This window comes from Bradyrhizobium sp. SMVTL-02, from assembly GCF_051853005.1.
In the GTDB taxonomy this organism is placed as follows: domain Bacteria; phylum Pseudomonadota; class Alphaproteobacteria; order Rhizobiales; family Xanthobacteraceae; genus Bradyrhizobium.
This window is the reverse complement of record NZ_CP182469.1, coordinates 7,307,813-7,330,144: the sequence shown is the minus strand read 5'-3', so window position 1 is coordinate 7,330,144 and position 22,332 is coordinate 7,307,813. Positions and strand designations below refer to the sequence as shown.

Annotated in this window: 23 protein-coding genes; 11 read left to right on the top strand and 12 right to left on the bottom strand. The window is 65.9% G+C overall.

The features are described from left to right. Window positions 1-97: 97 nt before the first annotated feature. Complete coding sequence (locus tag ACNJYB_RS35140) at window positions 98-496, top strand: META domain-containing protein (protein ID WP_439371194.1); 399 nt, start codon at window positions 98-100, stop codon at window positions 494-496. A gap of 216 nt (window positions 497-712) precedes the next feature. On the opposite strand, the gene ACNJYB_RS35135 is transcribed toward ACNJYB_RS35140, so the two are convergent. From ACNJYB_RS35135 to ACNJYB_RS35125, 3 genes are all read right to left on the bottom strand, one after another. After that, a complete protein-coding gene (locus ACNJYB_RS35135) occupies window positions 713-1,924 on the bottom strand; it encodes a hypothetical protein (protein WP_439371192.1) in 1,212 nt (403 codons plus the stop codon). A 143-nt stretch (window positions 1,925-2,067) separates the two neighbouring features. Beyond that, a complete protein-coding gene (groL, locus tag ACNJYB_RS35130; RefSeq protein WP_439371190.1) occupies window positions 2,068-3,699 on the bottom strand; it encodes a chaperonin GroEL in 1,632 nt (543 codons plus the stop codon). Between the two features lie 117 nt (window positions 3,700-3,816). Continuing rightward, window positions 3,817-4,113 (bottom strand): co-chaperone GroES, encoded by a 297-nt coding sequence (locus ACNJYB_RS35125; RefSeq protein ID WP_439371189.1) that lies wholly within the window; start codon window positions 4,111-4,113, stop codon window positions 3,817-3,819. A gap of 315 nt (window positions 4,114-4,428) precedes the next feature. Between ACNJYB_RS35125 and ACNJYB_RS35120 the strand changes: the two genes are divergently transcribed. Then, window positions 4,429-4,947, top strand: coding sequence for a hypothetical protein (locus ACNJYB_RS35120; RefSeq protein WP_439371187.1), 519 nt, complete (start codon window positions 4,429-4,431; stop codon window positions 4,945-4,947). Window positions 4,948-5,111: 164 nt separating this feature from the next. On the opposite strand, the gene ACNJYB_RS35115 is transcribed toward ACNJYB_RS35120, so the two are convergent. Beyond that, window positions 5,112-5,897 carry a protein phosphatase CheZ gene (locus ACNJYB_RS35115; RefSeq protein WP_439371186.1) on the bottom strand — a complete coding sequence of 262 codons (786 nt, stop codon included), beginning with the start codon at window positions 5,895-5,897 and terminating at the stop codon, window positions 5,112-5,114. Window positions 5,898-6,213: 316 nt separating this feature from the next. Between ACNJYB_RS35115 and ACNJYB_RS35110 the strand changes: the two genes are divergently transcribed. Continuing rightward, a complete protein-coding gene (locus ACNJYB_RS35110; protein WP_439371185.1) occupies window positions 6,214-7,029 on the top strand; it encodes a L,D-transpeptidase family protein in 816 nt (271 codons plus the stop codon). Window positions 7,030-7,268: 239 nt separating this feature from the next. Here the strand turns inward: ACNJYB_RS35110 and ACNJYB_RS35105 are convergent, their stop codons facing one another. The 6 genes from ACNJYB_RS35105 to ACNJYB_RS35080 form a co-directional block, all read right to left on the bottom strand. Continuing rightward, complete coding sequence (locus ACNJYB_RS35105) at window positions 7,269-8,081, bottom strand: DUF2076 domain-containing protein (protein ID WP_439371184.1); 813 nt, start codon at window positions 8,079-8,081, stop codon at window positions 7,269-7,271. A gap of 135 nt (window positions 8,082-8,216) precedes the next feature. Beyond that, window positions 8,217-9,062 carry a ChbG/HpnK family deacetylase gene (locus ACNJYB_RS35100; protein WP_439371183.1) on the bottom strand — a complete coding sequence of 282 codons (846 nt, stop codon included), beginning with the start codon at window positions 9,060-9,062 and terminating at the stop codon, window positions 8,217-8,219. Next, entirely contained in the window at window positions 9,059-10,165 is a 1,107-nt protein-coding gene (locus ACNJYB_RS35095) for a glycosyltransferase family 2 protein (protein ID WP_439371182.1), read from the bottom strand. The genes ACNJYB_RS35100 and ACNJYB_RS35095 overlap by 4 nt, the downstream gene beginning before the upstream one ends. A 100-nt stretch (window positions 10,166-10,265) precedes the next feature. After that, window positions 10,266-11,243, bottom strand: a complete 978-nt coding sequence (hisG, locus tag ACNJYB_RS35090) for an ATP phosphoribosyltransferase (protein WP_439371181.1) — start codon at window positions 11,241-11,243, stop codon at window positions 10,266-10,268. A 3-nt stretch (window positions 11,244-11,246) separates the two neighbouring features. Further along, window positions 11,247-12,398, bottom strand: a complete 1,152-nt coding sequence (locus ACNJYB_RS35085; RefSeq protein ID WP_439371179.1) for an ATP phosphoribosyltransferase regulatory subunit — start codon at window positions 12,396-12,398, stop codon at window positions 11,247-11,249. Window positions 12,399-12,534: 136 nt separating this feature from the next. Further along, entirely contained in the window at window positions 12,535-13,290 is a 756-nt protein-coding gene (locus tag ACNJYB_RS35080) for a 16S rRNA (uracil(1498)-N(3))-methyltransferase (RefSeq protein ID WP_439371177.1), read from the bottom strand. Window positions 13,291-13,500: 210 nt separating this feature from the next. Between ACNJYB_RS35080 and ACNJYB_RS35075 the strand changes: the two genes are divergently transcribed. Then, window positions 13,501-14,160 (top strand): hypothetical protein, encoded by a 660-nt coding sequence (locus ACNJYB_RS35075; RefSeq protein ID WP_439375720.1) that lies wholly within the window; start codon window positions 13,501-13,503, stop codon window positions 14,158-14,160. Then, window positions 14,157-15,089, top strand: coding sequence for a 4-hydroxybenzoate octaprenyltransferase (gene ubiA / locus ACNJYB_RS35070; protein WP_439371176.1), 933 nt, complete (start codon window positions 14,157-14,159; stop codon window positions 15,087-15,089). Before ACNJYB_RS35075 ends, ubiA begins: the two co-directional genes overlap by 4 nt. Window positions 15,090-15,213: 124 nt before the next feature. Here ubiA and ACNJYB_RS35065 read toward each other — a convergent pair whose 3' ends face one another. Then, on the bottom strand, window positions 15,214-15,732 hold the full coding sequence (locus ACNJYB_RS35065) for a DUF6101 family protein (protein ID WP_439371175.1): 519 nt from the start codon (window positions 15,730-15,732) through the stop codon (window positions 15,214-15,216). Between the two features lie 273 nt (window positions 15,733-16,005). Here ACNJYB_RS35065 and ACNJYB_RS35060 point away from each other — a divergent pair, with 273 nt between their 5' ends. Genes ACNJYB_RS35060 through lpxK form a run of 6 tightly spaced genes read left to right on the top strand, consistent with a single transcriptional unit; the run spans window position 16,006 to window position 21,533 of the window. Further along, window positions 16,006-17,397, top strand: coding sequence for a TldD/PmbA family protein (locus ACNJYB_RS35060; protein ID WP_439371173.1), 1,392 nt, complete (start codon window positions 16,006-16,008; stop codon window positions 17,395-17,397). Continuing rightward, window positions 17,384-18,202 (top strand): 3'(2'),5'-bisphosphate nucleotidase CysQ, encoded by an 819-nt coding sequence (locus tag ACNJYB_RS35055; RefSeq protein WP_439371171.1) that lies wholly within the window; start codon window positions 17,384-17,386, stop codon window positions 18,200-18,202. Before ACNJYB_RS35060 ends, ACNJYB_RS35055 begins: the two co-directional genes overlap by 14 nt. Window positions 18,203-18,262: 60 nt before the next feature. Further along, on the top strand, window positions 18,263-18,505 hold the full coding sequence (locus tag ACNJYB_RS35050) for a DUF4170 domain-containing protein (protein WP_439371169.1): 243 nt from the start codon (window positions 18,263-18,265) through the stop codon (window positions 18,503-18,505). Continuing rightward, window positions 18,502-19,215, top strand: a complete 714-nt coding sequence (locus ACNJYB_RS35045; RefSeq protein ID WP_439371167.1) for a lysophospholipid acyltransferase family protein — start codon at window positions 18,502-18,504, stop codon at window positions 19,213-19,215. Before ACNJYB_RS35050 ends, ACNJYB_RS35045 begins: the two co-directional genes overlap by 4 nt. Further along, window positions 19,178-20,524, top strand: coding sequence for a 3-deoxy-D-manno-octulosonic acid transferase (locus tag ACNJYB_RS35040; protein WP_439371166.1), 1,347 nt, complete (start codon window positions 19,178-19,180; stop codon window positions 20,522-20,524). Before ACNJYB_RS35045 ends, ACNJYB_RS35040 begins: the two co-directional genes overlap by 38 nt. Next, entirely contained in the window at window positions 20,517-21,533 is a 1,017-nt protein-coding gene (gene lpxK / locus ACNJYB_RS35035; protein WP_439371165.1) for a tetraacyldisaccharide 4'-kinase, read from the top strand. Before ACNJYB_RS35040 ends, lpxK begins: the two co-directional genes overlap by 8 nt. 188 nt (window positions 21,534-21,721) lie before the next feature. Here lpxK and ACNJYB_RS35030 read toward each other — a convergent pair whose 3' ends face one another. Next, window positions 21,722-21,907 carry a hypothetical protein gene (locus tag ACNJYB_RS35030; RefSeq protein WP_439371164.1) on the bottom strand — a complete coding sequence of 62 codons (186 nt, stop codon included), beginning with the start codon at window positions 21,905-21,907 and terminating at the stop codon, window positions 21,722-21,724. Between the last annotated feature and the right edge of the window lie 425 nt (window positions 21,908-22,332).

Below are 22,332 nucleotides of genomic sequence, written 5' to 3'. Positions count from 1 at the left end.
GCCCTCGCGGGGATTTTGCGTCCGTACCCGGCGAACCTTCTCAATGACGCCATCGTCTTATAGAAGGTGCCGCAAATCAGGTCGGTCGAGAGGTTTCATGGTTTCGATCAAGCAGATCGTGTGTGCGGCGGTTGCAATGCTCGCGATGGCCACGCTCGCGCGCGCCGAGGACGGTTTTCCGTTCGGCACCGAGATGACGCTGGAGGCGTTGCCGCAAGCAGGCTCGAAGCGGATTCCGAACATCGAGATCGGCGACAATGGCGAGGTCGTGCTCGAGCTCTGGTGCAAGGGCGGCAAGGGCCAGTTCTCGGTCGCCGGCAACACCGTGATCTTCGTCCCGGGCCAGATCCAGGACCGGTCCTGTCCGCAGGCCAAGGCCCAGGCGGACGATGAGCTGGTCGCAGCGCTCGGCAGCGTCGAGACCTGGAAGCGCCAGGGCGACGTACTGACCCTGATCGGCCCCAAGCCGCTGCGCTTTCGCGTCAACGGGAATTGAAGCACGCTCGTCGTCGTGCCCCGGCTTGACCGGGCTTGACCGGGGCACCCAGCACTCCGCGGCTTGTCCGCGTATCATCAGCGTCTCGGAGTACGGGATCGCCCGGTCCGGCTCCGCCAAGGCTACGCCGAGGCGCACAAAGGCGCTCGGCGCCGAAGCTTCAGCGAAGGCGGCAAGCCGGGCGATGACTGAGAGTGAGGTGCGCGACTCACTTCGTCACTTCCACACCGACTTGTCGGCGTCCCAGCGCTGGCCCTTCAGCTCCTTGGTGAGCGCCTCGAGCGATCCGTTGTCGTCGGGCAGATCGCCCTCCTCCTCGGCCGAGGCGTCGTCCGAGAGATTGAGCTTGGGGCCGCTGCTCTCGTCGCTGGTCGTGGTCGCGGGGCTGCCGATCCAGAGCATCAGCTTGTCGGTGGTGCCAGGCTTGTCGGGCGAGACGAGCCCTGCGACCTCGATCGTGTCGGTGAGCTCGAGCGCCGGGTGATCCTGGTTCGGCCGCTTGAACACCAGCTTGAGCTTGCCGGTCGCCGGGTTGAAGCTTTGCGACACCGGCTTTGCCGCGAGCGTCCTGCTCAGCACGCCCGCAACGGCGGTCGCGAGCTTGTCGCGATTGATCCTGTCGCCGTCGCGCCAGTCGGCGGCGGGGAAACGGATCGTGCGGTCCATCTCGGTCATCCCCGCGGTCCAGCCTGCCGCGGTGACGCCCGGCATCGCCTTGAACTTTGCCAGCATCTCGGCCCCGCGCTCCGGGTCGACCGACATGTTGATGGTCTGCTCGCCGGCGCGCAGTGCGTCGCAGCCGACATTGAGGCTCGCCAGCGTCACCTCGACCGCCTGGCCCTTCAGGCTCTTCAGGAACTCGGTCGCCGCATCCAGCTTGACCTTCACCGCGATCGCCTCCGGCGAGACGTCGGTGAAATCCTTCGGCTGCGGCACGATGCCGTCGTCGGAGGTCTGGTTGTCCTGAAATTCCTTCTCGCTGAGATCGGAATTGTCGGGCGAGGTAACCTCGGTCACCGTCTGGCCGATGCTGATCTGGCCGCGGAATTCGAACGTGTCGCCGCTCTGCTTGCGCAGCAGCTTGACGCTGACGGGCGACTTCTCGCCAAGGCTCTGCGTCGTGCCGGTCAGCGTCTGGCCGGCGACCTGGAGATTGACGACGAAGCGGTCCTTGCGCTCGGAATTCTTCGCGACCGGGTAACAGACGTCGAGCACGGCCGCCGTCACCGTCTTGCCCTGCCGCGTCTCCTTCAGGATCACGTCGGCATTGCCGTCCATCAGCCCGTCGATTGAGGTGAAATAGCGCGTCTCGGTTCCACCCGGCGCCGTGGCCTTGGGCGACAGTTTCATCTGGGCGGAGGCGACTTCGGGCGCGATTGCCAGCAGAGCCGCCAAAACAACCGTCAGGCAAACCAGAAGCGCGCGCATCGTGGAAATCCTTGATCGAGAATCGGCGCGCCACCGTAGTGGGTTTTGGCCGCCGGTTGAATCGGAAAGCGGCGGGGCAGGGTCGGCAAAAAAGAAGGCCGCCCGGAGGCGACCTTCGTTGGTGCTGGTAGATCAGGAAGGGCTCAGAAGCCGCCCATGCCGCCGCCGGCGGGCATCGCGGGCGGAGCTTCCTTCTTCGGCAGCTCGGCCACCATGGCTTCGGTGGTCACCAGCAGGCCGGCCACGGAGGAGGCGTCCTGCAGCGCGGTGCGCACCACCTTGGCGGGGTCGATGATGCCCTTCTCGACCATATCGACATAGTCCTCGTTCTGGGCGTCGAAGCCGAAGGTCTCGGACTTGTTCTCCAGGATCTTGCCGACCACGATCGAGCCTTCCACGCCGGCGTTCTCGGAGATCTGGCGGATCGGGGCTTCCAGCGCCTTCAGCACGATGTTGATGCCGGCCTGGACGTCGTCATTGGCGTTGGACAGACGGCCCACGGCCTTCTTGGCGCGCAGCAGCGCGACGCCGCCGCCGGGGACGATGCCTTCCTGCACCGCGGCGCGGGTGGCGTTGAGCGCGTCCTCGACGCGGTCCTTCTTCTCCTTGACCTCGATCTCGGTGGCGCCGCCGACGCGGATCACCGCGACGCCGCCGGCGAGCTTGGCGAGGCGCTCCTGCAGCTTCTCGCGGTCGTAGTCCGAGGTGGTCTCCTCGATCTGCGCCTTGATCTGGCCGACCCGGGCCTCGATCTCGGGCTTCTTGCCGGCGCCGTTCACGATCGTGGTGTTCTCCTTGTCGATCACCACCTTCTTGGCGCGGCCGAGCATCTTGACCGTGACGTTCTCGAGCTTGATGCCGAGCTCCTCGGAGATCAGCTGGCCGCCGGTGAGGATCGCGATGTCCTCGAGCATGGCCTTGCGGCGGTCACCGAAGCCCGGCGCCTTCACGGCGGCCACCTTGAGGCCGCCGCGCAGGCGGTTGACGACCAGGGTGGCCAGCGCCTCGCCCTCGACGTCCTCGGCGATGATGACGAGCGGCTTGCCCGACTGCACCACGGCTTCGAGCACCGGCAGCATGGCCTGCAGGCCCGACAGCTTCTTCTCGTGCAGGAGGATGTAGGCGTCCTCGAGCTCTGCGGTCATCTTCTCGGCGTTGGTGACGAAGTAGGGGCTGAGATAGCCGCGGTCGAACTTCATGCCCTCGACGATGTCGACCTCGGTGTCGAGCGACTTGTTCTCCTCGACGGTGATGACGCCCTCGTTGCCCACCTTCTGCATCGCCTGGGCGATCATCTTGCCGATGGCGGCATCGCCGTTGGCCGAGATGGTGCCGACCTGGGCGACCTCGGAGGATGCGGCGACCGGCTTGGCGCGTTTCTCGATGTCCTTGATGACCGCGGCAACCGCGGTGTCGATGCCGCGCTTGAGGTCCATCGGGTTCATGCCGGCCGCAACCGCCTTGGCGCCTTCGCGCACGATGGCCTGGGCCAGCACGGTCGCCGTGGTGGTGCCGTCGCCGGCGAGGTCGTTGGTCTTGGAGGCGACCTCACGCACCATCTGGGCGCCCATGTTCTCGAACTTGTCCTCGAGCTCGATCTCCTTGGCGACGGTGACGCCGTCCTTGGTGATGCGGGGCGCGCCGAACGACTTCTCGATGACGACGTTGCGGCCCTTCGGGCCGAGCGTCACCTTGACGGCGTTGGCGAGAATGTCGACGCCGCGCAGCATGCGTTCGCGCGCCTCTCCGGAAAACTTGACGTCTTTGGCAGCCATGGTCTGCAATCCCTCGTGTTTCGTGATGTGTCTTGTTTGGTGCTGTGCGGCGGAATGATGGATGCCCGGATCGCTCGATCCGGGCATGACATTCAGCGGCCGTTCAGGCGGATGGCCTTAGGCCAGAACGCCCATGATGTCCGACTCCTTCATGATCAGGAGCTCTTCGTTGTCGATCTTGACCTCGGTGCCCGACCACTTGCCGAACAGCACGCGGTCGCCGACCTTGAGGTCGATCGGGATCAGCTTGCCGGTCTCGTCGCGGCCGCCCGGGCCGACGGCGACAACCTCGCCCTGGGACGGCTTTTCCTTGGCGGTGTCGGGAATGATAATGCCGCCCTTGGACTTTTCCTCGGCGTCGATACGTTTGACCACGACACGGTCATGCAGCGGACGAAATTTGGATTTAGCCATGACGTTTCCCTTTGGAGGCTCGCTTCGGAAGTAGTGGAAGTGGGTGGGGCGGCGCTTCCGTCCCCCCTCGTCCCGAGGATCGAACGGCGCGCTTAGCAATCGGGCTTTCCGAGTGCTAATAGTGCGTCCGGGAATATGGCTTGGCTGCGATCCTGTCAAGCAAAGCTGGTTAAGCGATTGGTGAGGCGGATATAGGATGGTGGCATTGGAAACTTGTTCGGGGCGCCGGCGTGTCAAAGGACGTCATTGCTCCGGCAGCGGTTTTACGCTTGGCTGCGGGAGGGGTGCGGCCATGGTCTTGTTCGGGGGAATGCCATGATCAGTTCAGCTCACGCGCGCACGGTCGCCAACCTGGCGGCTGCCTCTTGCCTGGCGCTGCTGCTCGGCGCCTGCGGCGGCGGCACGAGCCTGCCGTCCTTCTCGTCGTCGCCGCCACCCGAGGCGGAGCCCGGCACCGGTCCGGAAATGCCGGCGACCATCCGCCCCGACGAGATCGTAGGCCGCTGGGGCCTTGCCTCGTTCCAGAACCCGGCCGACCGCGCCCGCACCGAGGCCGCGGCGAGGGCCCAGTGCAAGAACCCTTACGTGATCACCGCCGGTTCCTCCGGCGGCGTGATCATGCATCTGGCCGACCAGGCGACGCCGCAGGAGCTGCGCCTGAAGGGCTCGCCCAGCGGCAAGAACTATATCGGACCCGCCGGCCCGACGCCCGGCGAGCAGGACCGCGAGATCGTCTCCTTCGACGGCCGCGTCCTGATCACCCGCTTCATCGACAAGGACGCCGCCACCCGCTACGGCAACATGGTCTACGTCCGCTGCGCGCCGAGGGCCTGATCGGGGTTCCGGCCTAACCACTCGTCATTGCGAGCGCAGCGAAGCAATCCAGCCTGTCTCCGCGGAGGCAGCCAGCATTGTTTCGCTTCGCTCCTCGCAGTGACAAGAAACAAAAACGCCGGTCCCCAGGGCCGGCGTTTTGCTTTTTCCTATGCCGCGTCCGCTCAGTCGAACAGTGCGTCGATGTCGTCCTGCGAGGCGTGGCCGACGTCGCCGGCGAGCTTGGGGCCGTTGAGGAGCTTCTCGTCCTCGCTGCGCGTGTCGACCGGCGCCGGCACATGAGCCTTGATCGCGTCGACCCCGCCCCAGATCTCCATCATCGCATTGATGTGCTGCTCGATGAACTTCATCGTGGTCATGACCTTGCTGATGCGCTGGCCGGTCAGGTCCTGGAAGTTGCAGGCTTCGAAAATAGAGATGACGCGTTCCTGGATGTCGTCGGCGAGCCGCTTCTGCTGATCGGCCGAGTCCACCTTTGACATCGCGCTGGCGGCCTGGTCGATCGACTCGGCCGCTTCGAGGATTTGCTGGGTCGCCTGCTCGGTGCCGCCGACCACCGCGCCCAGCTCGCCATTGACCTTCGCCATCTCGCCGCCGTCGAAGCTCTTGCCGTGCAGGGTCGCGATCTCGCGCTTGGTGCGGTCGATGGCGTCGTGGATGAGATCTAGCTCGACCTTCAGCTTCTCGCATTGCTCGATCTGCGCCCGGTAGGTCTCGAGCATGGTGCGCGCTTCGGACAGCTCATGCGCGGTCGACGCGTCGATCGCCGCCATCGCGGCGCTGCCGGTCAGCGGGGTGGCCGTGATGCCCTTCGCCATCTGGGCGCGGATCGCGCGCAGCTCGGCCATGATCTCGCTGTGCATCGGAGTTGCCTCTTCAGTTACGTCTAGAATGGGCATCTCGCCACCGGCGATATCCTCGACACGAAAACGCTTGCGGTGAACAGCCATCAGGATACTCCCCCCACCTCACTCACGCGTCTTTGTACGCAGAAGCGATTTAACACGAAGTTCACAGCGGGAACTGTCGTTGCGGCCGCGCGGGACGGCGCGCAAAGAAGCGATTAACGAGGGTCGCGCGGCGTTCATCGAAAATAAACGCTGATCGCCAAATTGCAGGCCCGCTCGCGACGTGGTGAATCGAAACGGCTGATACGTTTACCAAACAAAACGGCTTTTGCTTTTTATTGACCACGTCGCGGGCGTGGATCAGCCACCAGACCTGCACGACGCATGTGATCTAGACGAAACAGTACAGAGTACGTCGATGTTCAAGAAAATGTCTGTCGCGCTGCTCGGCAGCGCTTGCACCTTCATTGCCGGCACCAGCGGCGCCAGCGCTTTCGACAACACAGTGCCGAACGATCCGCCCGCGGTGCTCTATCAGCCGCGCGTGCCGCCGGCGTCGGTGCGCGTCGCCTCCAACTCGAACATGGGCGGCGGCTTCATCGAATTCCTGTTCGGCGATGGTCCGGGTCGCGGTCCGGCCTATGCGCCCGAGCGGCCGGTGTATCAGCAGCAGCCGGGCTATTACGACCAGCGCCGGCTGCCGCCGATGAGCGAGCCGCAGATGCAGGGTGGATATCAGCAAGGTGCAGGACTGCAGCAGGAGGCGATCGACCCGCGGCAGCGTCCGTTCGATCCGAAATTCGAGAAACAGGTTGTTGACTATAGCGGCAATGAAAGCGCCGGCACGATCGTGGTCGATACGCCGAACAAGTTCCTCTATCTCGTCGAGGGCAACGGCAAGGCGATGCGCTACGGCATCGGCGTCGGGCGTCCCGGCTTCACCTGGTCCGGCGTGAAGTCGATCACCGCCAAGCGCGAATGGCCGGACTGGACCCCGCCCGCGGAGATGCTCGCGCGCCGGCCTGATCTGCCGCGGCACATGGAAGGCGGCCCCGAAAATCCGCTCGGCGCCCGCGCGATGTATCTCGGCTCCACGCTCTACCGCATCCACGGCTCCAACGAGCCCTGGACCATCGGCACCAACGTCTCCTCCGGCTGCATCCGCATGCGCAACGAAGACGTCATCGACCTCTACGGCCGCGTCAATGTCGGCACCAAGGTCGTGGTAATGTAGCCAAGCGTTCGCTGCTCACCCTCTCCCCTTGCGGAGAGGGTGGATCGCCGCGCCGCGGCGAGACGGGTGAGGGGTCTCCATCCTCACGAGCAGTCCTGCAATTGGAGAGATACCCCTCATCCGGCGCTTCGCGCCACCTTCTCCCACAAGGGGAGAAGGGAAGAGGCCTGCGCAAGAGTTGGAAATGAAAAACGGCCGCCTCCCGGACGGCCGTTGTTGTTTGTCATGCTATCGAGCAGTTACGCGTAATCGCTGCCGCCGTCGTCATTGCCGAAATCGCTGTCGTCGGCCATGTCCATGCTGTCGTCGTGATCGTCGTCGTAGTTCTGGTCGTTGTTGTCGCGGTCGTTCGACGCCTGGTCGAAGAAGCCCTGGCGCGAGTCGTCGCTGCGGTTGGAGCCGATGTCGTTCAGGCCGGCATCGCGCGCGAGCGAGCCGCCCGACTGATCGCTGCCGCCCCACGGACTGCGGTCGCCGAGCGCGTTGGTGTCGCCGAAGGCCTGCTGGTGCGGGCCGCCCATCATGCCGCGGATGCTCGAGAGCAGCAGCGATCCGCCGACCACGCCGGCCGCGGCTGCCGCCGCCGTGCCGAGGAACGAGCCGCCGCCACCGCCGACCGGCGGGGCGCCATAACCCTGTCCCGGACCTTGTCCGTAAGCCTGGCCATAAGGCGGCTGGCCGTAGCCCGGCTGGGACTGCTGCATCGCCTGGCCGCTGTTCCAGACCGGCCGCTCCTCACGCGGCGGCACGTTCGGAACCGAGCCGCGCGACGGGCTCGAGCCGAACAGCGTGTCGCGCATGGTATCGAGGAAACCGCCGGACTGGGCCGGCTCCGGCGCATGGGCCGCTTCCAGTTCCTGGATGCGGGCATTGGCGCGCTTGAGGGCTTCATCCTGCAGCAGCACGGTCTGCACCAGCGCATAGACCGCGCCGGGCGCCTTGCGCAGGCCGTCGGAGATCGCGGCGATCGCGTCGGGATCGCGCGGGGCATTTTCCAGCTTTGAAAGCCGGTCGAAAAGGTCGTCGACGAGCTGGCGTTCCTGCGGGGTCATGATCTGTCTCCTTCGCGCAAAACCAAGCGCGCAGAAGATGTAGGGTTCCATTGTGGCCCCAACAGTGCCGGCCGGATTAAATTTCGGTATGCGACAAGCTGCCTCTTGGCTGCCCTGGCCGGCTTTTCGCCGACTTCATGCCAGTGTCACGTTGCTGTCCGCCAGCAGGCGGGCGAATGCATCGCTCTTCAGATAGGCGTGCTCGCGCTCGCGGACGTCGGTCATCGGATCGAGGCTGGTGAGGATGTCGTCGACGAAGCCGGGATGGCACATCACGAGGCCGCCGTCCGGCAGGCCTTCCAGAAACTGCCGCATCAGCTCGCCGAAATCGGCCGCGCGCGTGAAATCATAGGCGCCGGCGAAGCCGGGATTGAAGGCGAGGCCGGCGCTGGCGGCGCGGCGGCGGAATTGCGCGCTGAGGATGTCGAGCACCATGGCTTTGGGCGAGGCCAGCCGCTGCGCCAGTGGCAGCTTGCGGCCGCCCTGGCGCACCCAGGCCTGTGGCGCAGCCTCAACAACCGCATCGACAAAGCCGTCGCGCACCTGCGGATAGAGCTGCACATGCTGATGGCCGTCGACGAAATCAGGCGTGCGGCCGAAGGCGTCGACGAAGGCGGCGAGCTGCGCCTTCACCTCGGCGCGAAAGAATTCGCGGTCGAGCCGCCGCGCAAGACCGGCGCGCAGCAGCTTTGGAAACGGCAGGAACATATCGCCATCGAGGGGACGGAAATGCATGGTGAGCGGCCGAAACGGCGCCGACAGCGTGACATGCAATCCGATCGCGCAGCGCGGGCTCGCTTTCACCGTAGCCTGAAGCGCCTCGGCCTCGCTGCGTTCGATCGCAGCTCCCACCATCATCACCGAAGTGGCGTTGAGGCGGCCGCGTTCGATGAGGTCACGGATGGCGCGGTTGACGCCCGGGCTGATGCCGTAATCGTCGGCGCAGAGCCAGATTCGCCGCGGGCTCGCGGCGCTGCTCATTCGGCCGCCGTCCTGCTCGAGGCGTCCTGGCTCGAACCGTCCTGGCTCGAACCGTCCTGGCTTGAAGCGTCCTGGCTTGAAGCATCCTGGGCCTTGTCGGCCTCGAAATGCCTCTCGCTGTGCTCGGCGACGAAGTAGATCGGCCGCGCCTTCAGCTCGGAGAGGATCTTGCCGATATATTCGCCGACGATGCCGATCATGATGAGCTGCACGCCGCCGATGGTCATCAGGCCGACCACGAGCGAGGGATAGCCGGGCACCTGCTTGCCGGTTGTCCATACCTCCCACAGGATCGACAGGCCGAACAGGAAGGCGCCGCCGGCGAGCACCACGCCGAGCAGGCTGGCGAAGCGCAACGGCGCCACCGAGAACGAGGTCAGGCCCTCGATTGAAAGGCCAAGCAGTCGCGCGGCGTTGAAGGTGGTAACGCCATGTGCGCGCGGTGCCGGCTCGTAGTCGACGCGGATCTGGCGGAAGCCGATCCAGCTGGCGAGGCCCTTGAAGAAGCGGTTGCGCTCCGGCAATTGCCTGAGCGCTGCGACTGCGCGCGGCGACAGCAGGCGGAAATCGCCGGCATCCTCGGGGATCTTCTGGCGCGCGCCCCAATTGATCAGCGCGTAGAAGCCGTGCACGGCGAGGCGGCGCAGGAACGTCTCGTTGTCGCGATGCGCCTTGGCGGTATAGACGACGTCATAGCCGTCATCGATCCAGTGCCGCACCAGCTGCTCGACCAGGGCCGGCGGATGCTGGCCGTCGCCGTCCATGAACATCACGGCGCCGAGCCGGGCATGGTCGAGGCCGGCCATCAGCGCCGCCTCCTTGCCGAAATTGCGCGACAGCGACACCACCTGGATGCTGATCGCGTCAGCCGGCAACGAACGTGCGATCGAAAGTGTCGCGTCCGCGCTGCCGTCGTCGACATAGACGACCTCGCAAGCGAGCCGATAGCGCTCGCGCAAGGTCTTGGCGAGCTCGCAGATGCGCTGGTGCAGGGCGGCGAGGCCGGCCGCCTCGTTGTAGACGGGGACGACAATCGACAGTCCCTTCGCCGCGGCGGTGCCTGCGGTGGTCGTCATGCCGGAAACGTCAGAGCCCAGCGTCATCGATTGGGGTTCCAGAGGAGATCAAGGTCATCTCAACAGCATATGGTAGCTGCGGTTTGCTGTCGCTACGCTGAACGGAGCTGCTCAGCAAACTTTGGGCTCACCGCCGCAGGAACGCCTCGAGCTTGGCGAACAGCGGGTTCTCCCGGTCGAACACGTAGTCGAGCGAGGCCACCGAGACCGTGTCGGCGCCATGCTCGCGCAGGAAGCTCGCCAGTGCATAGAGCTGCCCCGGCGGGCAGTGCAGCGTCAGCATGCCGGACGAGGTCGGCCCGCCGAACGGGGCCTCGACGCCGAACCGGCTGTGGGCTTCGCCGAGCAGGGCGGCGTCGCACTGCCGGAAGCGGGTGCGGACCTCGCGGTATTTGTTGGCGCGCGCCCTTGCTGCGATGTGATCGAGGATGACGCGCGCAGTCTCGCGCGCCTGCGGCGACCAGTCGGCGTCCTTCGAGGCGACCAGATTGGCCTGGCTGCGCAGGATCACGCCGTCGTCGAGCACCCGCAGGCCGTTGGCGGCCAGCGTCGCGCCCGTGGTGGTGATGTCGACGATCAACTCGGCGCTGCCGGCCGCCGGCGCGCCTTCGGTTGCGCCCGCGCTTTCGACGATGCGGTAATCGGTGATGCCGTGGCTCTGGAAGAAGGCACGCGTGAGGTTGACGAACTTGGTCGCGACCCGCATCCGCATGTGATGCTGCTCGCGGAAGCCGGTGGTGACGTCGTCGAGATCGGCCATGGTGCGGACGTCGATCCAGGCCTGCGGCACCGCGACGACGACGTCGGCATAGCCGAAGCCGAGCCCCTCGATCAGCGACACGCGCTTGTCGGCGTCCGCGATGGTCTCGCGCACGAGATCCTCGCCGGTGACGCCGAGATGCGCGAAGCCGCGGGACAGCTGCGATGCGATCTCGCTCGCCGAGAGATAGGCGACCTCGACATTGTCGAGCCCTGCGATGGTGCCGCGATAGTCGCGGGCGCCGCCGGCCTTCGACAGCTTGAGGCCGGCACGAGCGAAGAAGCCTTCCGCGTTTTCCTGCAGGCGGCCCTTGGAGGGAACGGCCAGAACGAATGGCGCGCTCATGACTTAAGCTCCTACCTTGCGGCCGATCCGGTTCAGCGCGTCCACCCAGACCGAGAACCCGACCGCGGCGATCGGCTCGCTAGATCCGAGCTGGGTCATCAGCCCGTCATAGCGGCCGCCCGCGACCAGCGGCTCGGCGCCGTTGCCGCTGTGGTGCAGCTCGAATTCGAAGCCGGTGTAATAGTCGAGCCCGCGTCCGAACGCGGTCGAAAAGCGCGCCTGCTTCACCTCGATGCCGCGCGCGGCCATAAAGCCGACCCGGCTCTCGAACTGGTCGATCGCAGCATTGAGATCGAGCTTCGCGTCAGTCGTGAGCGCACGCAGCTCGGCGACGGCATCGTCCGGATTGCCCGCGATCGACAGGAAGCGCTTGAGCACGGCGATGGCCTCGCGCGGCAGTGCGCCGCCCTTCAGCGTCGACTGCTCTAGGAAGCGGTCGGCGATCTCGGCCGTGGTGCGGCCGCCGACATTGGTGGTGCCGGCGATCGACATCAGATCGGTGACGAAAGCGAGTGCCGCCTTCCGGTCCGAGCCTGCGAGCGCTGCCAGCACGCCCTCATATTCGCTGCGCTTCGCGGTGGCCGCGGCCGCCAGCCGCTCCAGATCCTGTTCCAGGCTGATCTTGCGGTTGAAATCCTTGACCAGGCGGCGGCGCCAGACCGGATAGAGGTTGAGTGCGTCGAGCAGCGCGTTGAACAGTGCGACGTCACCGGTGCGGATCTCGACGTCGCGGACGCCGAAGGCGGCCGTCGCCTCCAGCGCCAGCGCCAGCATTTCGGCGTCGGCCGCGGCGCGGTCCTGACGGCCGAACGATTCGATGCCGGCCTGCAGGAATTCGCTGGCCTGGCCGCTGCGGTAGCGAAACACCGGTCCGAGATAGCTGAATCCTGCTGGCTGGCCGGCCCGGCCGGAGGCGAGATAGTCGCGGGCGACGGGGATGGTGAGGTCCGGGCGCAGGCAGAGTTCCTCGCCGGAGAGGTCGCTGGTCAGGTACAGGCTCTTGCGGATGTCCTCGCCGGACAGGTCCAGAAACGGCTCGGCCGGCTGCAGAATCGCGGGCTCGGCCCTGACATAGCCGGCCTGCGCGAACGACAAGAGCAGCGTATCCGCCCAGGCGGCGGAGCCGGCAGCATTTGAGGTGGCAGTCGCGGTCATCTCAGGGGTCCATCGTCCCGGTGGAAGCGGGCAGAGCAGGGGAGGCGGAGGCGAATTGGCGGAGCCCTTAGCATGGCCCGACATCGGTTTCGACCTCCAAAGGATCAATCGCTTAACGGCGGGCAATGCGTCGGGATCAGCCGTTTTTGCCACCCCAGTCGCCCAGCACCGCCTGCACCAGCGCCAGGGCGGCGACGGCGGCCGTGTCGGCCCGCATGATGCGGGGGCCGAGGGCCAGCCGCAGGATGCTGGGCTGCCGCAGCAGCAGCGCCCGCTCTTCCTCGGCAAAGCCGCCTTCGGGGCCGATCAGCACGTCGATACCTTGCCCCGCCTTGCGGGCGCCTTGCAGGCTCTGAACGGGGTTTTGGACCTCCGCCGCCTCGTCGCAGAAGATCAGCCGGCGGCCTGCGGCGCGCTGGCTGAGGTACCGCTCCAGCGGCACCGGCTCGCCGACGGTAGCGATGCTGAGGATGCCGCATTGCTCCGCCGCCTCGACCACATTGGCGCGCATCCGTTCGGTGTTGACCCGGGAGGCCTGGGTATACCTGGTCAGGACCGGTTGAAGGCTGGCGGCGCCCATCTCGATGGCCTTCTGGACCATGTAGTCGAGCCGGGCATGCTTGAGCGGGGCGAAGACATAAGTGAGGTCGGCCAGACGGTCCTGGGGCCGGGTCTGCTGCAGGATGACGAGGCCGTCCGGCCGCTTGCGGCCTTCGACCGCGGCCTGCCACTCGCCGTCGCGGCCGTTGAAGGCCAGCACCTCGGCCCCCGCCGACAGCCGCAGCACATTGCCGAGATAATTGCTCTGGTCGCGGTCGAGCGGGACCCTGGCGTCCTGGGCGAGGAGAGCATCAACGAACAGGCGGGGGGCGCGAAAATCGTGGGATGGCATCGTTCAAAGGTCCAATTTGGGGCCGTTCTTAACCGAAACCAGTCGTTTTGGGGGTAAATATCGCTGAATCGGTGCGTCCCCGCGCCGCGCTCTTGCCCTATTCGACGGGTTGTTAAGCGCTGGCGGGAATCGTAAAAACGCGAACACGCTGGTTGCGCTTCAATGGGAAGACGCTGAACCCCGTAAGCTCCTGCCGGAGAGACTGCCTTGATGATCCGTCATCTGATGGTTCCGATCACTGCCGCCATGGTCACCATGGGGGCCGCGGGCGCCTATGCGCAAAGCGCCTTCCCGGCGCCGCTGCCGAACCAGGCCGCGAGCAGCTCGGCATTTCCGCCCGTGAACGGCTCGGCGCCGACCGCCTCTGTCGGCGCGGCGCCGCAATCCTCGTTTCCCGTGAACGGCGCTGCGCCGATCGGCGGCGCTGGCGCTTTCAGTGCGGCCCCGCCGACGCAGGCCCCGGGTGAGGACTGCATGAAGGCCTTCCTTCCCTTGCGCGAGGAAGCCGAGAAGCGCGGCAAGGCGATCAAGGCCGCGAGCGACCGACATGCGCCACCGGACGAGGCCTGCAAGCTGATCCGCAATTTCAGCCAGGCTGAAATGAAGATGATCAAGTACATCGAGACCAACGCCGCCAAATGCGGAATCCCGCCGAATGTCGGCGCGCAGATGAAGGACGGCCACAAGAACACCGAGGCCATGCAGACCAAGGTCTGCAATGTCGCGCAGCAGATGCAGAACCAGCCGCGCGGTCCGGCAGGTCCGTCGTTGAGCGAGGTGCTGGGCTCGGGCTCGGCGCCCGAGGCCAATGCCGGCAAGAAGGGCGGCAGCACCTTCGATACGCTCAACGGCAACGTCCTGACCCGATGAGCGACACATCCGCCCGCGTTGCCGACTCCACCGGCAACTGGGTCGATACGCTCGCGCCGCATTGGGCGCGGCCCTACCTGCGGGTGTCCCGCTTCGATCGTCCGATCGGCTCCTGGCTTCTGCTGATGCCGTGCTGGTGGTCGGCGGCGCTCGCCGCCGGCATCGCGCACGATATCAGCCGTCTGCCGCTCACCATCGTGCTGTTCTTCATCGGCGCCTTTGTGATGCGTGGCGCGGGCTGCACCTGGAACGATATCACCGACCGCGACCTCGATGCCAAGGTCGAGCGCACGCGCTTGCGGCCGCTGCCCGCGGGGCAGATCACCGTGAAGCAGGCGCTGGCCTTCATGATCGCGCAGGCGCTGGTCGGTCTCGTCGTGCTGCTTCAGTTCAACCGTTTTGCGGTCGCGACCGGCATCGCTTCGCTCGCGGTCGTCGCCATCTATCCTTTCATGAAGCGGATCACCTGGTGGCCGCAGGTCTTCCTCGGACTTGCCTTCTCCTGGGGTGCGCTGATGGGCTTTGCCGTCACCTTCGGACGCATCGACCTGACCGCGCTGGTGCTCTATGCCGGGTCGATTGCCTGGGTGATCGGCTATGACACCATCTATGCGCATCAGGACACCGAGGACGACGCGCTGATCGGCGTCAAGTCCACCGCGCGCCTGTTCGGCGCGCACACGCACCAGGCCCTGATCCTGTTCTATGGGCTCGCGGTGGTGCTGATCGGCGTCGCGCTGGCCTCAAGCGATGTGCGCTGGCCGGCCTGGCTCGGGCTCGCGGCGTTCGCCGCGCATCTGGTCTGGCAGATCGTGCGGCTCAGGACAGAGGATCCCGTGCTGTGCCTGCGCCTGTTCAAGTCGAACAAGCATGCTGGTGCGCTGCTGTTTGCCGGATTGCTCGCGGACGCGGTGATGCGGGCGGCGTAATTAGCAGGGTAGGTTAGCCCCGTGCTGCGCGGAGCGCAGTTGCTCGGCGTAACCCACCACTTTGCTTTCGATGCGGACAGATATTGGTGGGTTACGCCTACGGCCAACCAACCCCACGGCACCTTCAGTTCCGCGCGATGATCTCGCGTTCGTCGCGGTGAACGGCCAGCTCGCGCGCCATGCCGGTGCGGCGGCGCATCAAGAATTTCGGACGTCGGGCGCGGATCGCGTTGGCGCGACGACGGCGGGCTGCGGGCTTGCGCGCACCTTCGTCGAGCTGCGGAAGCGCAAAGATCTCGCTCCAGATCGCCCAGGCCTCGGTAAGCTCATTGGCTTCGGCGCCGACCAGCAGCGGAACGGAGAGGGAAGGGTCGCGATGGACGAGGACGAGCGCCTGCGCCTCGTCATGGCCGCGCAGCGCGATGCCGGTGAAATCGCTGACGCGGACGTTGATCGCCATCTGCATGCCGCGGACGGCACGGCGCAACACGACACGCTCGCGATGAAGCTCGATCTGCCTGGTGTATCCGTCGGCGCGCGGATCATGCGCGTCGAAGCGGACCGGAAGGGAAAGGGGGTCGAGCCGCAGGGAGCGGCTCGACCCGGCGGGAGCGACCCCGCATGTTGATGTTTGACGCCTCACGGCTTTCGTTCTCCCCGCCGGGATTATGTTCCCGGTCGATGCGAGGACCTTAGCGCGCCCCTTTCCGAAACCGCTTAAAAAGGCTGGTTAACCCGGCGTGACCACGGCTCATGATTGACAAGACCTTGGCGCGCATGATTGACGAGACGTTGCGCCAACGAAGCGAATCTGAGCTTTTTGCGGGCTGAAAATGCTTGAAGTCCGCACCATTTGGGCACATCTGGTGGGTTCGGCCGTTCCGGGCCCGACCCTCGCCCCAACAGGATTTCGTTTGTGAACCCTTCACCAAGCTCGACGCTTTCGCCCAAAGCCAATCGTGATCTGTTCGATCAGTCCGCGCTGTCCGATCTCGCACAGCGGCTGGTGGAGGCGGCCAGACGCGCAGGCGCCGATGCGGCCGATGCGGTCGCGGTGCGCGGCGTCTCGCAAGGGGTCGAGGTTCGCGACGGCCGCGTCGAGGAATCCGAGCGGTCCGAGGGCGATGATGTCGGCCTGCGCGTGCTGGTCGGCCAGCGCCAGGCGGTGGTCTCCACCAACGACGTCAGCGGCGATGCCGTGACCAAGCTCGCCGAACGCGCGGTGGCGATGGCGAGGGTTGCGCCCGTCGACAAATATGTCGGCCTCGCCGATCCCGCGCTGCTCGCGCGCGACTTCCCCGATCTCGATCTGCTCGATCCCGACGTGCCCGCGACCTCGGAGCTCGAGCGCCGTGCGCTCGCCGCTGAAGCTGCCGCACTCGCGGTGAAGGGAGTCACGAAATCCGGCGGCGCCTCGGCCTCCGCCGGCATGGGCGGCATGGTGCTCGTCACCTCGACCGGCTTCCATGGCTCCTACCTGCGTTCCAGCCAGGGCATCTCGGCCACCGCCATTTCCGGCGAGGGCACCAGCATGGAGCGCGACTACGATTTCACCTCCGCGCCGCATGGCGCCGACCTGCTGTCGCCGGAAGCCGTCGGCCGATCCGCCGGCGAGCGCACCGTGGCGCGCTACAATCCGCGCAAGGTCGAGACCTGCAAGGTGCCCGTGGTGTTCGACCCGCGCGTCGCGGGCTCGCTGGTCGGCCATCTCGTCGGCGCCATCAACGGCGCCTCGATCGCGCGCAAGACCAGCTTCCTCAAGGACAAGCTCGGCCAGCAGCTGTTCGCCAAGAACATCCGCATCATCGATGACCCCTTGCGCAAGCGCGGCCTGCGCTCGCAGACCTTCGACGCCGAAGGCGTCGCGGTGAAAACAATTGCGCTGGTCGATGAAGGCGTGCTGACCACCTGGCTGCTCGACTGCGCCACCGCGCGCGAGCTTGGGCTGGCCACCACAGGCCACGCCCATCGCGGCGTCTCGTCCTCGCCGTCGCCGGGGCCGTACAATCTGCACCTCGAAGCCGGCACGCCGACGCCGGCCGAATTGATCGCCGACATCAAGCAGGGCTTCTACGTCACCGACCTGATCGGCTCCGGCGTCAACGGCGTCACTGGCGATTACAGCCGCGGCGCCTCCGGCTTCTGGATCGAGAACGGCGAGATCACCTATCCCGTCAGCGAGGTCACGATCGCCGGCCATCTGTTCGAGATCTTCAAGTCGATGCAGCCGGCGAACAATCTCGAATTCCGCTACGGCATCAATGCGCCGACGGTGCGCATCGAGGGCTTGACGCTTGGCGGACGCTGACGCGAACTCCCTCGACTCGACCATCCTGACCCACGACGCGGCGCTGCTGAAAGACGCGGTGCGGGAGGCGGGCGCGCTCGCCCAGTCGATGTTCCGGACCGAGCTGAAGAAGTGGATCAAGGGCGCGTCCTCGCCGGTCTCGGAAGCCGACATCGCCGTCAACGATCTGCTCGAGGCGCGGCTGCGCGCCGCCACGCCGGACTATGGCTGGCTCTCCGAGGAGAGCGCCGACGACGCCAAGCGGCTGTCGCGGCGGCTGACATGGGTGGTCGACCCGATCGACGGCACGCGCAATTATCTGGGCGGCCATGACGAGTGGTGCGTCAGCGTCGCGCTGGTCGAGGACGCCACGCCCGTTCTCGCCGCGGTGTTCGCGCCGACCATCGACGAGTTCTTCTTTGCGGTCCGAGGGCAAGGTACGACGCTGAACGGCAAGGCTGTGCGGGCGACTGGCGGATCCGAACTCGACTTCTCGCGCGTCGCCGGGCCAAAACCTCTGGTCGAGCGCCTGAAGCCGTCACTCGGTGAGATCAAGCTGCACCCGCGAATCGGCTCGCTCGCGCTCCGGCTCTGCCGGGTCGCCCATGGCGCGCTGGATGCGGCTTTTGCGGGCGGCAACAGCCATGATTGGGACCTTGCGGCGGCCGATTTGATCGTGCAGGAAGCGGATGGTAGGATGAGCGACCTCTCCGGAGATCCCATCCTCTATAACCGCCGGGAAGTGGCCCACGGGGTGCTGGTGGCAGCGGGACGCGATCGTCATGCGAGCATTGTCACGCATTTTCGCAACCGTCCCTTGCCCTGAAGCGCTTTCGCGTGCCTGTTGATCACTGCTTTGCCGGGCAGCCCGTTAGAAAGAGAACCCATGTCAGATAGTGCCCCGCAACAACTGCTTCACCTCGTCATCGGCGGAGAGCTCGTCGATCTCGAGCACAGCACCTTCAAGAACCTGGACGACGTCGACATCGTCGGCCTCTATCCGAACTACGCGACGGCGCACGCCGCCTGGCGCGCCAAGGCGCAGAGCACGGTCGACAATGCGCAGATGCGCTATTTCATCGTCCATCTCCACCGGCTGCTCGACCCGAATCAAGAACCGGCGCGTTGAAAAAACTGCTTCGCAATACGCTGCGAAGCAGCTTCGTTCAGCGTGCCGTCGGGGTCCTGGCGGCCGAATATCTGCGCTTTGTCTGGCGGACCAACAAGTTCACGTTCGATCCGTCGGACGTCTATGACATCGTCGAGCCGCAGATCCCGGCGATCTTCGCCTTCTGGCACGGCCAGCACTTCCTCACGCCGTTCATCAAGAACAAGGACTGGTACAAGGCCAAGGTCCTGATCTCACGGCATCGCGACGGCGAGTTCAATGCCATCGCCGCCGAGCGGCTCGGCATCGGCACGATCAGAGGTTCCGGCGATCACGGCGGGGCGTTCCACCGCAAGGGCGGGGTCGGCGCCTTCAAGGAAATGGTGCGGACGCTCCAGGACGGTTGTAATGTCGCGCTGACCGCCGATGTCCCCAAGCGCTCGCGCGTGGCCGGGCTCGGCATCATCATGCTGGCACGGGAATCGGGGCGGCCGATCATGCCTTTCGCGATGGCGACCAGCCGCTTCGTCCGGCTCAAGAACTGGGACCGCACCACCATCAATTTGCCATTCGGGCGGGGCGCATTGGTCGGCATCAAGGAAATCCACGTTCCGCCGGATGCTGACGCCGCCATGATGGAAGCGCTGCGGCAGGAGCTCGAGGAGACGCTGAACGAGGCGACCCGGCGCGCCTATGCGCAGCTCGGCCGCCCGGGACCGGAAGATGCCTAAATCGCTGCCCATTGCGCTGCCGATCACGCTCCGGATGTATCGGCGCCTGGCTAGCGGCCTGGTGCCGCTCGCCCCTGCGCTGATCAAGCGGCGGCTGAAGCAGGGCAAGGAGGACCCCGCGCGGGTCGGCGAGCGGCGCGGCCTGTCCCGCGACGTGCGGCCGCACGGCCCGCTGGTCTGGATCCACGGCGCCAGCGTCGGCGAGGTGCTGGCGGCGGCGGCGCTGATCGAGCGCCTGCGCGATCTCAATCTGCGCATCCTGCTCACCTCGGGCACGGTCACCTCGGCGGCGGTCGTCGCAAAGCGCTTTCCGCCCGACGTCATCCATCAATATGTGCCGTATGATTCGCCGCGCTATGTCGCGCGCTTCCTCGACCATTGGCAGCCGTCGCTGGCGCTGTTCATCGAATCCGATTTGTGGCCGAACCTGATCCTGGCGGGCGCCGCACGGCGGGTGCCGATGGTGCTGATCAACGGGCGGATGTCGCCGCGCTCCTTCCCGCGCTGGCGGCGGATGCACGGCACCATCTCCGCGCTGCTGTCGCGGTTCGATATTTGTCTCGCGCAATCCAGGACCGACGCGGAGCGCTTCTCCGCGCTCGGCGGCCGGGACGTCGTCACCACGGGCAATCTCAAGCTCGACGTGCCGGCGCCGCCGGCCGATCCCGCAAAACTCGAACGGCTGATGGCGGTGACGCGCGGGCGGCCGATTATCGTCGCGGCCTCGACCCATCCGGGCGAGGACGAGATGCTGGTCGCGGCACATCGCAGCCTGGTCGGCTTCTCCCCGCAGCTTCTGACTGTGATCGTGCCGCGCCATCCCAATCGCGGCTCCTCGATTGCAGGCCTCGTCACGGCGTCCGGCCTCAAGCCTGCCTTGCGCTCGCGCGAGGAGCTGCCGACGGCCGCGACCGACGTCTACGTCGCCGACACCATGGGCGAACTCGGCCTGTTCTATCGCCTCTCGCCCGTCGTGTTCATGGGCGGATCGCTGATCCGGCACGGCGGGCAGAACCCGATCGAGGCGATCAAGCTTGGTGCGGCCATCGTCCACGGCCCGCACGTCTTCAACTTCGCCGAGGTCTACGAGGCGCTCGACCGGGGCGGCGGCGCGCGCCAGGCCGACACGCAGGAGGCGCTGGTCAAGCAGCTCGGCCTGTTGCTCGCCGACCCGAGCGTTTGCGACAAGATGCAGCGGGCGGGTGCGGGCGTGGTCGAGCAACTCGGCGGCGCGCTCGATCGCACGATGGCCGCGCTCGAACCGTATCTGTTGCAGCTGCGGATCGAGATGGGAGCCGCCAATGCGTGAGCCGGCCTTCTGGTACCGGCCACGTTCTCTCCAGTCATACGTCTTATGGCCGCTCGGCGCGCTCTACGGTGCGATCACCGAACGGCGCATGCTGCGCACGGGCTTTGACGCCGGTATCCCCGTGATTTGCGTCGGCAATTACCATGTCGGCGGCGCCGGCAAGACGCCGACCGTGCTGGCGCTGACCAGGCTGTTGCGCGAGCTCGGTGAGACGCCTGTGGTCCTGAGCCGCGGCTATGGCGGCCGCCTGACGGGCCCTGTCATGGTCGACCGCGAGCGCCACACCGCGACCGACGTCGGCGACGAGCCGTTGATGATGGCGCGCGACATTCCTGTTGCCGTGGCGCGCGACCGCCTTGATGGCGTCGCGCTGGCGAAGTCGCGAGGCGCCACCGTGATCCTGATGGACGACGGTTTCCAGAACCCGAGTCTTTTGAAGGATGCCTCGCTGATCGTGATCGACAGCGAGCGCGGCCTCGGCAACGGCGCGGTGTTTCCCGCCGGCCCGCTGCGTGCGCCGCTGCAGGCGCAGCTCGCGCGCACCGACGCGCTGGTGCTGATCGGCGACGGGCGTGCCGCCAATGACGTCGCCGCCGAGCTCGCCAAGCGCAACAAGCCCGAGCTGCGCGCGCGGTTGAAGCCGGAGGCGGCCTCACTCGCGCAGCTCCTCGGCAAGCGGGTCTTTGCTTTTGCCGGCATCGGCGATCCCGCGCGCTTTTTCCGCACGTTGCAGGCCAGCGGCATCGAGGTCGCGCGCACGCGCCGCTTCGACGATCATCACATGTTCTCGCGCGAGGAGCTCGCCGAGCTCGCGGCGGAAGCACAGCGCGAGCAGCTCACGCTGGCGACGACGGAAAAGGATCTTGCGCGCCTGCATGGCAGTGAAGGCGTGCCCGCCGGCATCGTGCCGTTTGCCGTCCAGCTCGAATTCGACGACCCGGCCAAGTTGCGGCAGCTGATCACCGATCAACTCTACAAGGCGCGCGAGCGCAGGTTCAGCCGGCGCTGATCGCCGCATTGCGGGGGCCGCGATCGCTGCTTCAGCAGACAGTCATGCTCACCACACCCCAACGACCATCATTCCGATGATGGTCAGGCACGAGACGCAGGTCACCATGACGGTATAGCTTTCGGGTGTGTTCATCGCTGTCTCCCAAACTGTTGCCGACGCGGGAGAGATTGCCGGACTCGGCCGCTTCAATTCGGCGCGCCGCGAGCGGTCTTGCGGTGTGCCGCCGCCCTCGCGTCGTCACTCTGATCCGAAACAAGATAGTCCGCTTCGAGTGCTTCAAAGCGTTCAGCTGCGATCAGAAGCTGTTTGCGCATTTCGGCGAGGCGCGCGCGGCAATATTCGCGATAGAGCAAGTCCAGTATGATGGGCATGATCACCCCCATCGATTGACTTTGGATTGGCAGATATTCCACCGCGCATTTTCGAGGTGATCAGTAGCCCGTCAGGTGGCTCTTCGCTATGAGCCCGTTCACAGACTGCGCCAATTCCAAAGCTCAACGGTCGTTTGGTCGACTTGATCGTCTGTGCGATAAAAGGAACAGGGCTAGTTACCTAACACGCAGTTTAGCAGCGCTGTGTTTCAGCAAGACTTCGTCAAACAACTTAAGGACGCCGCACCGAGACGAAAAATCCAACCACAAAGCGAAATGACTTACCTCGGGGTGAAAGCACGATTCGATGCAACGTGGATCAACGACGAGGATTATTTCGCTGCGTGCAGGTCCAACGGCAGTTCGCCATTCACCCCTCATTCATCGCAAAACTTCTATCCGTTCCGGACGATCAGGATCACGCC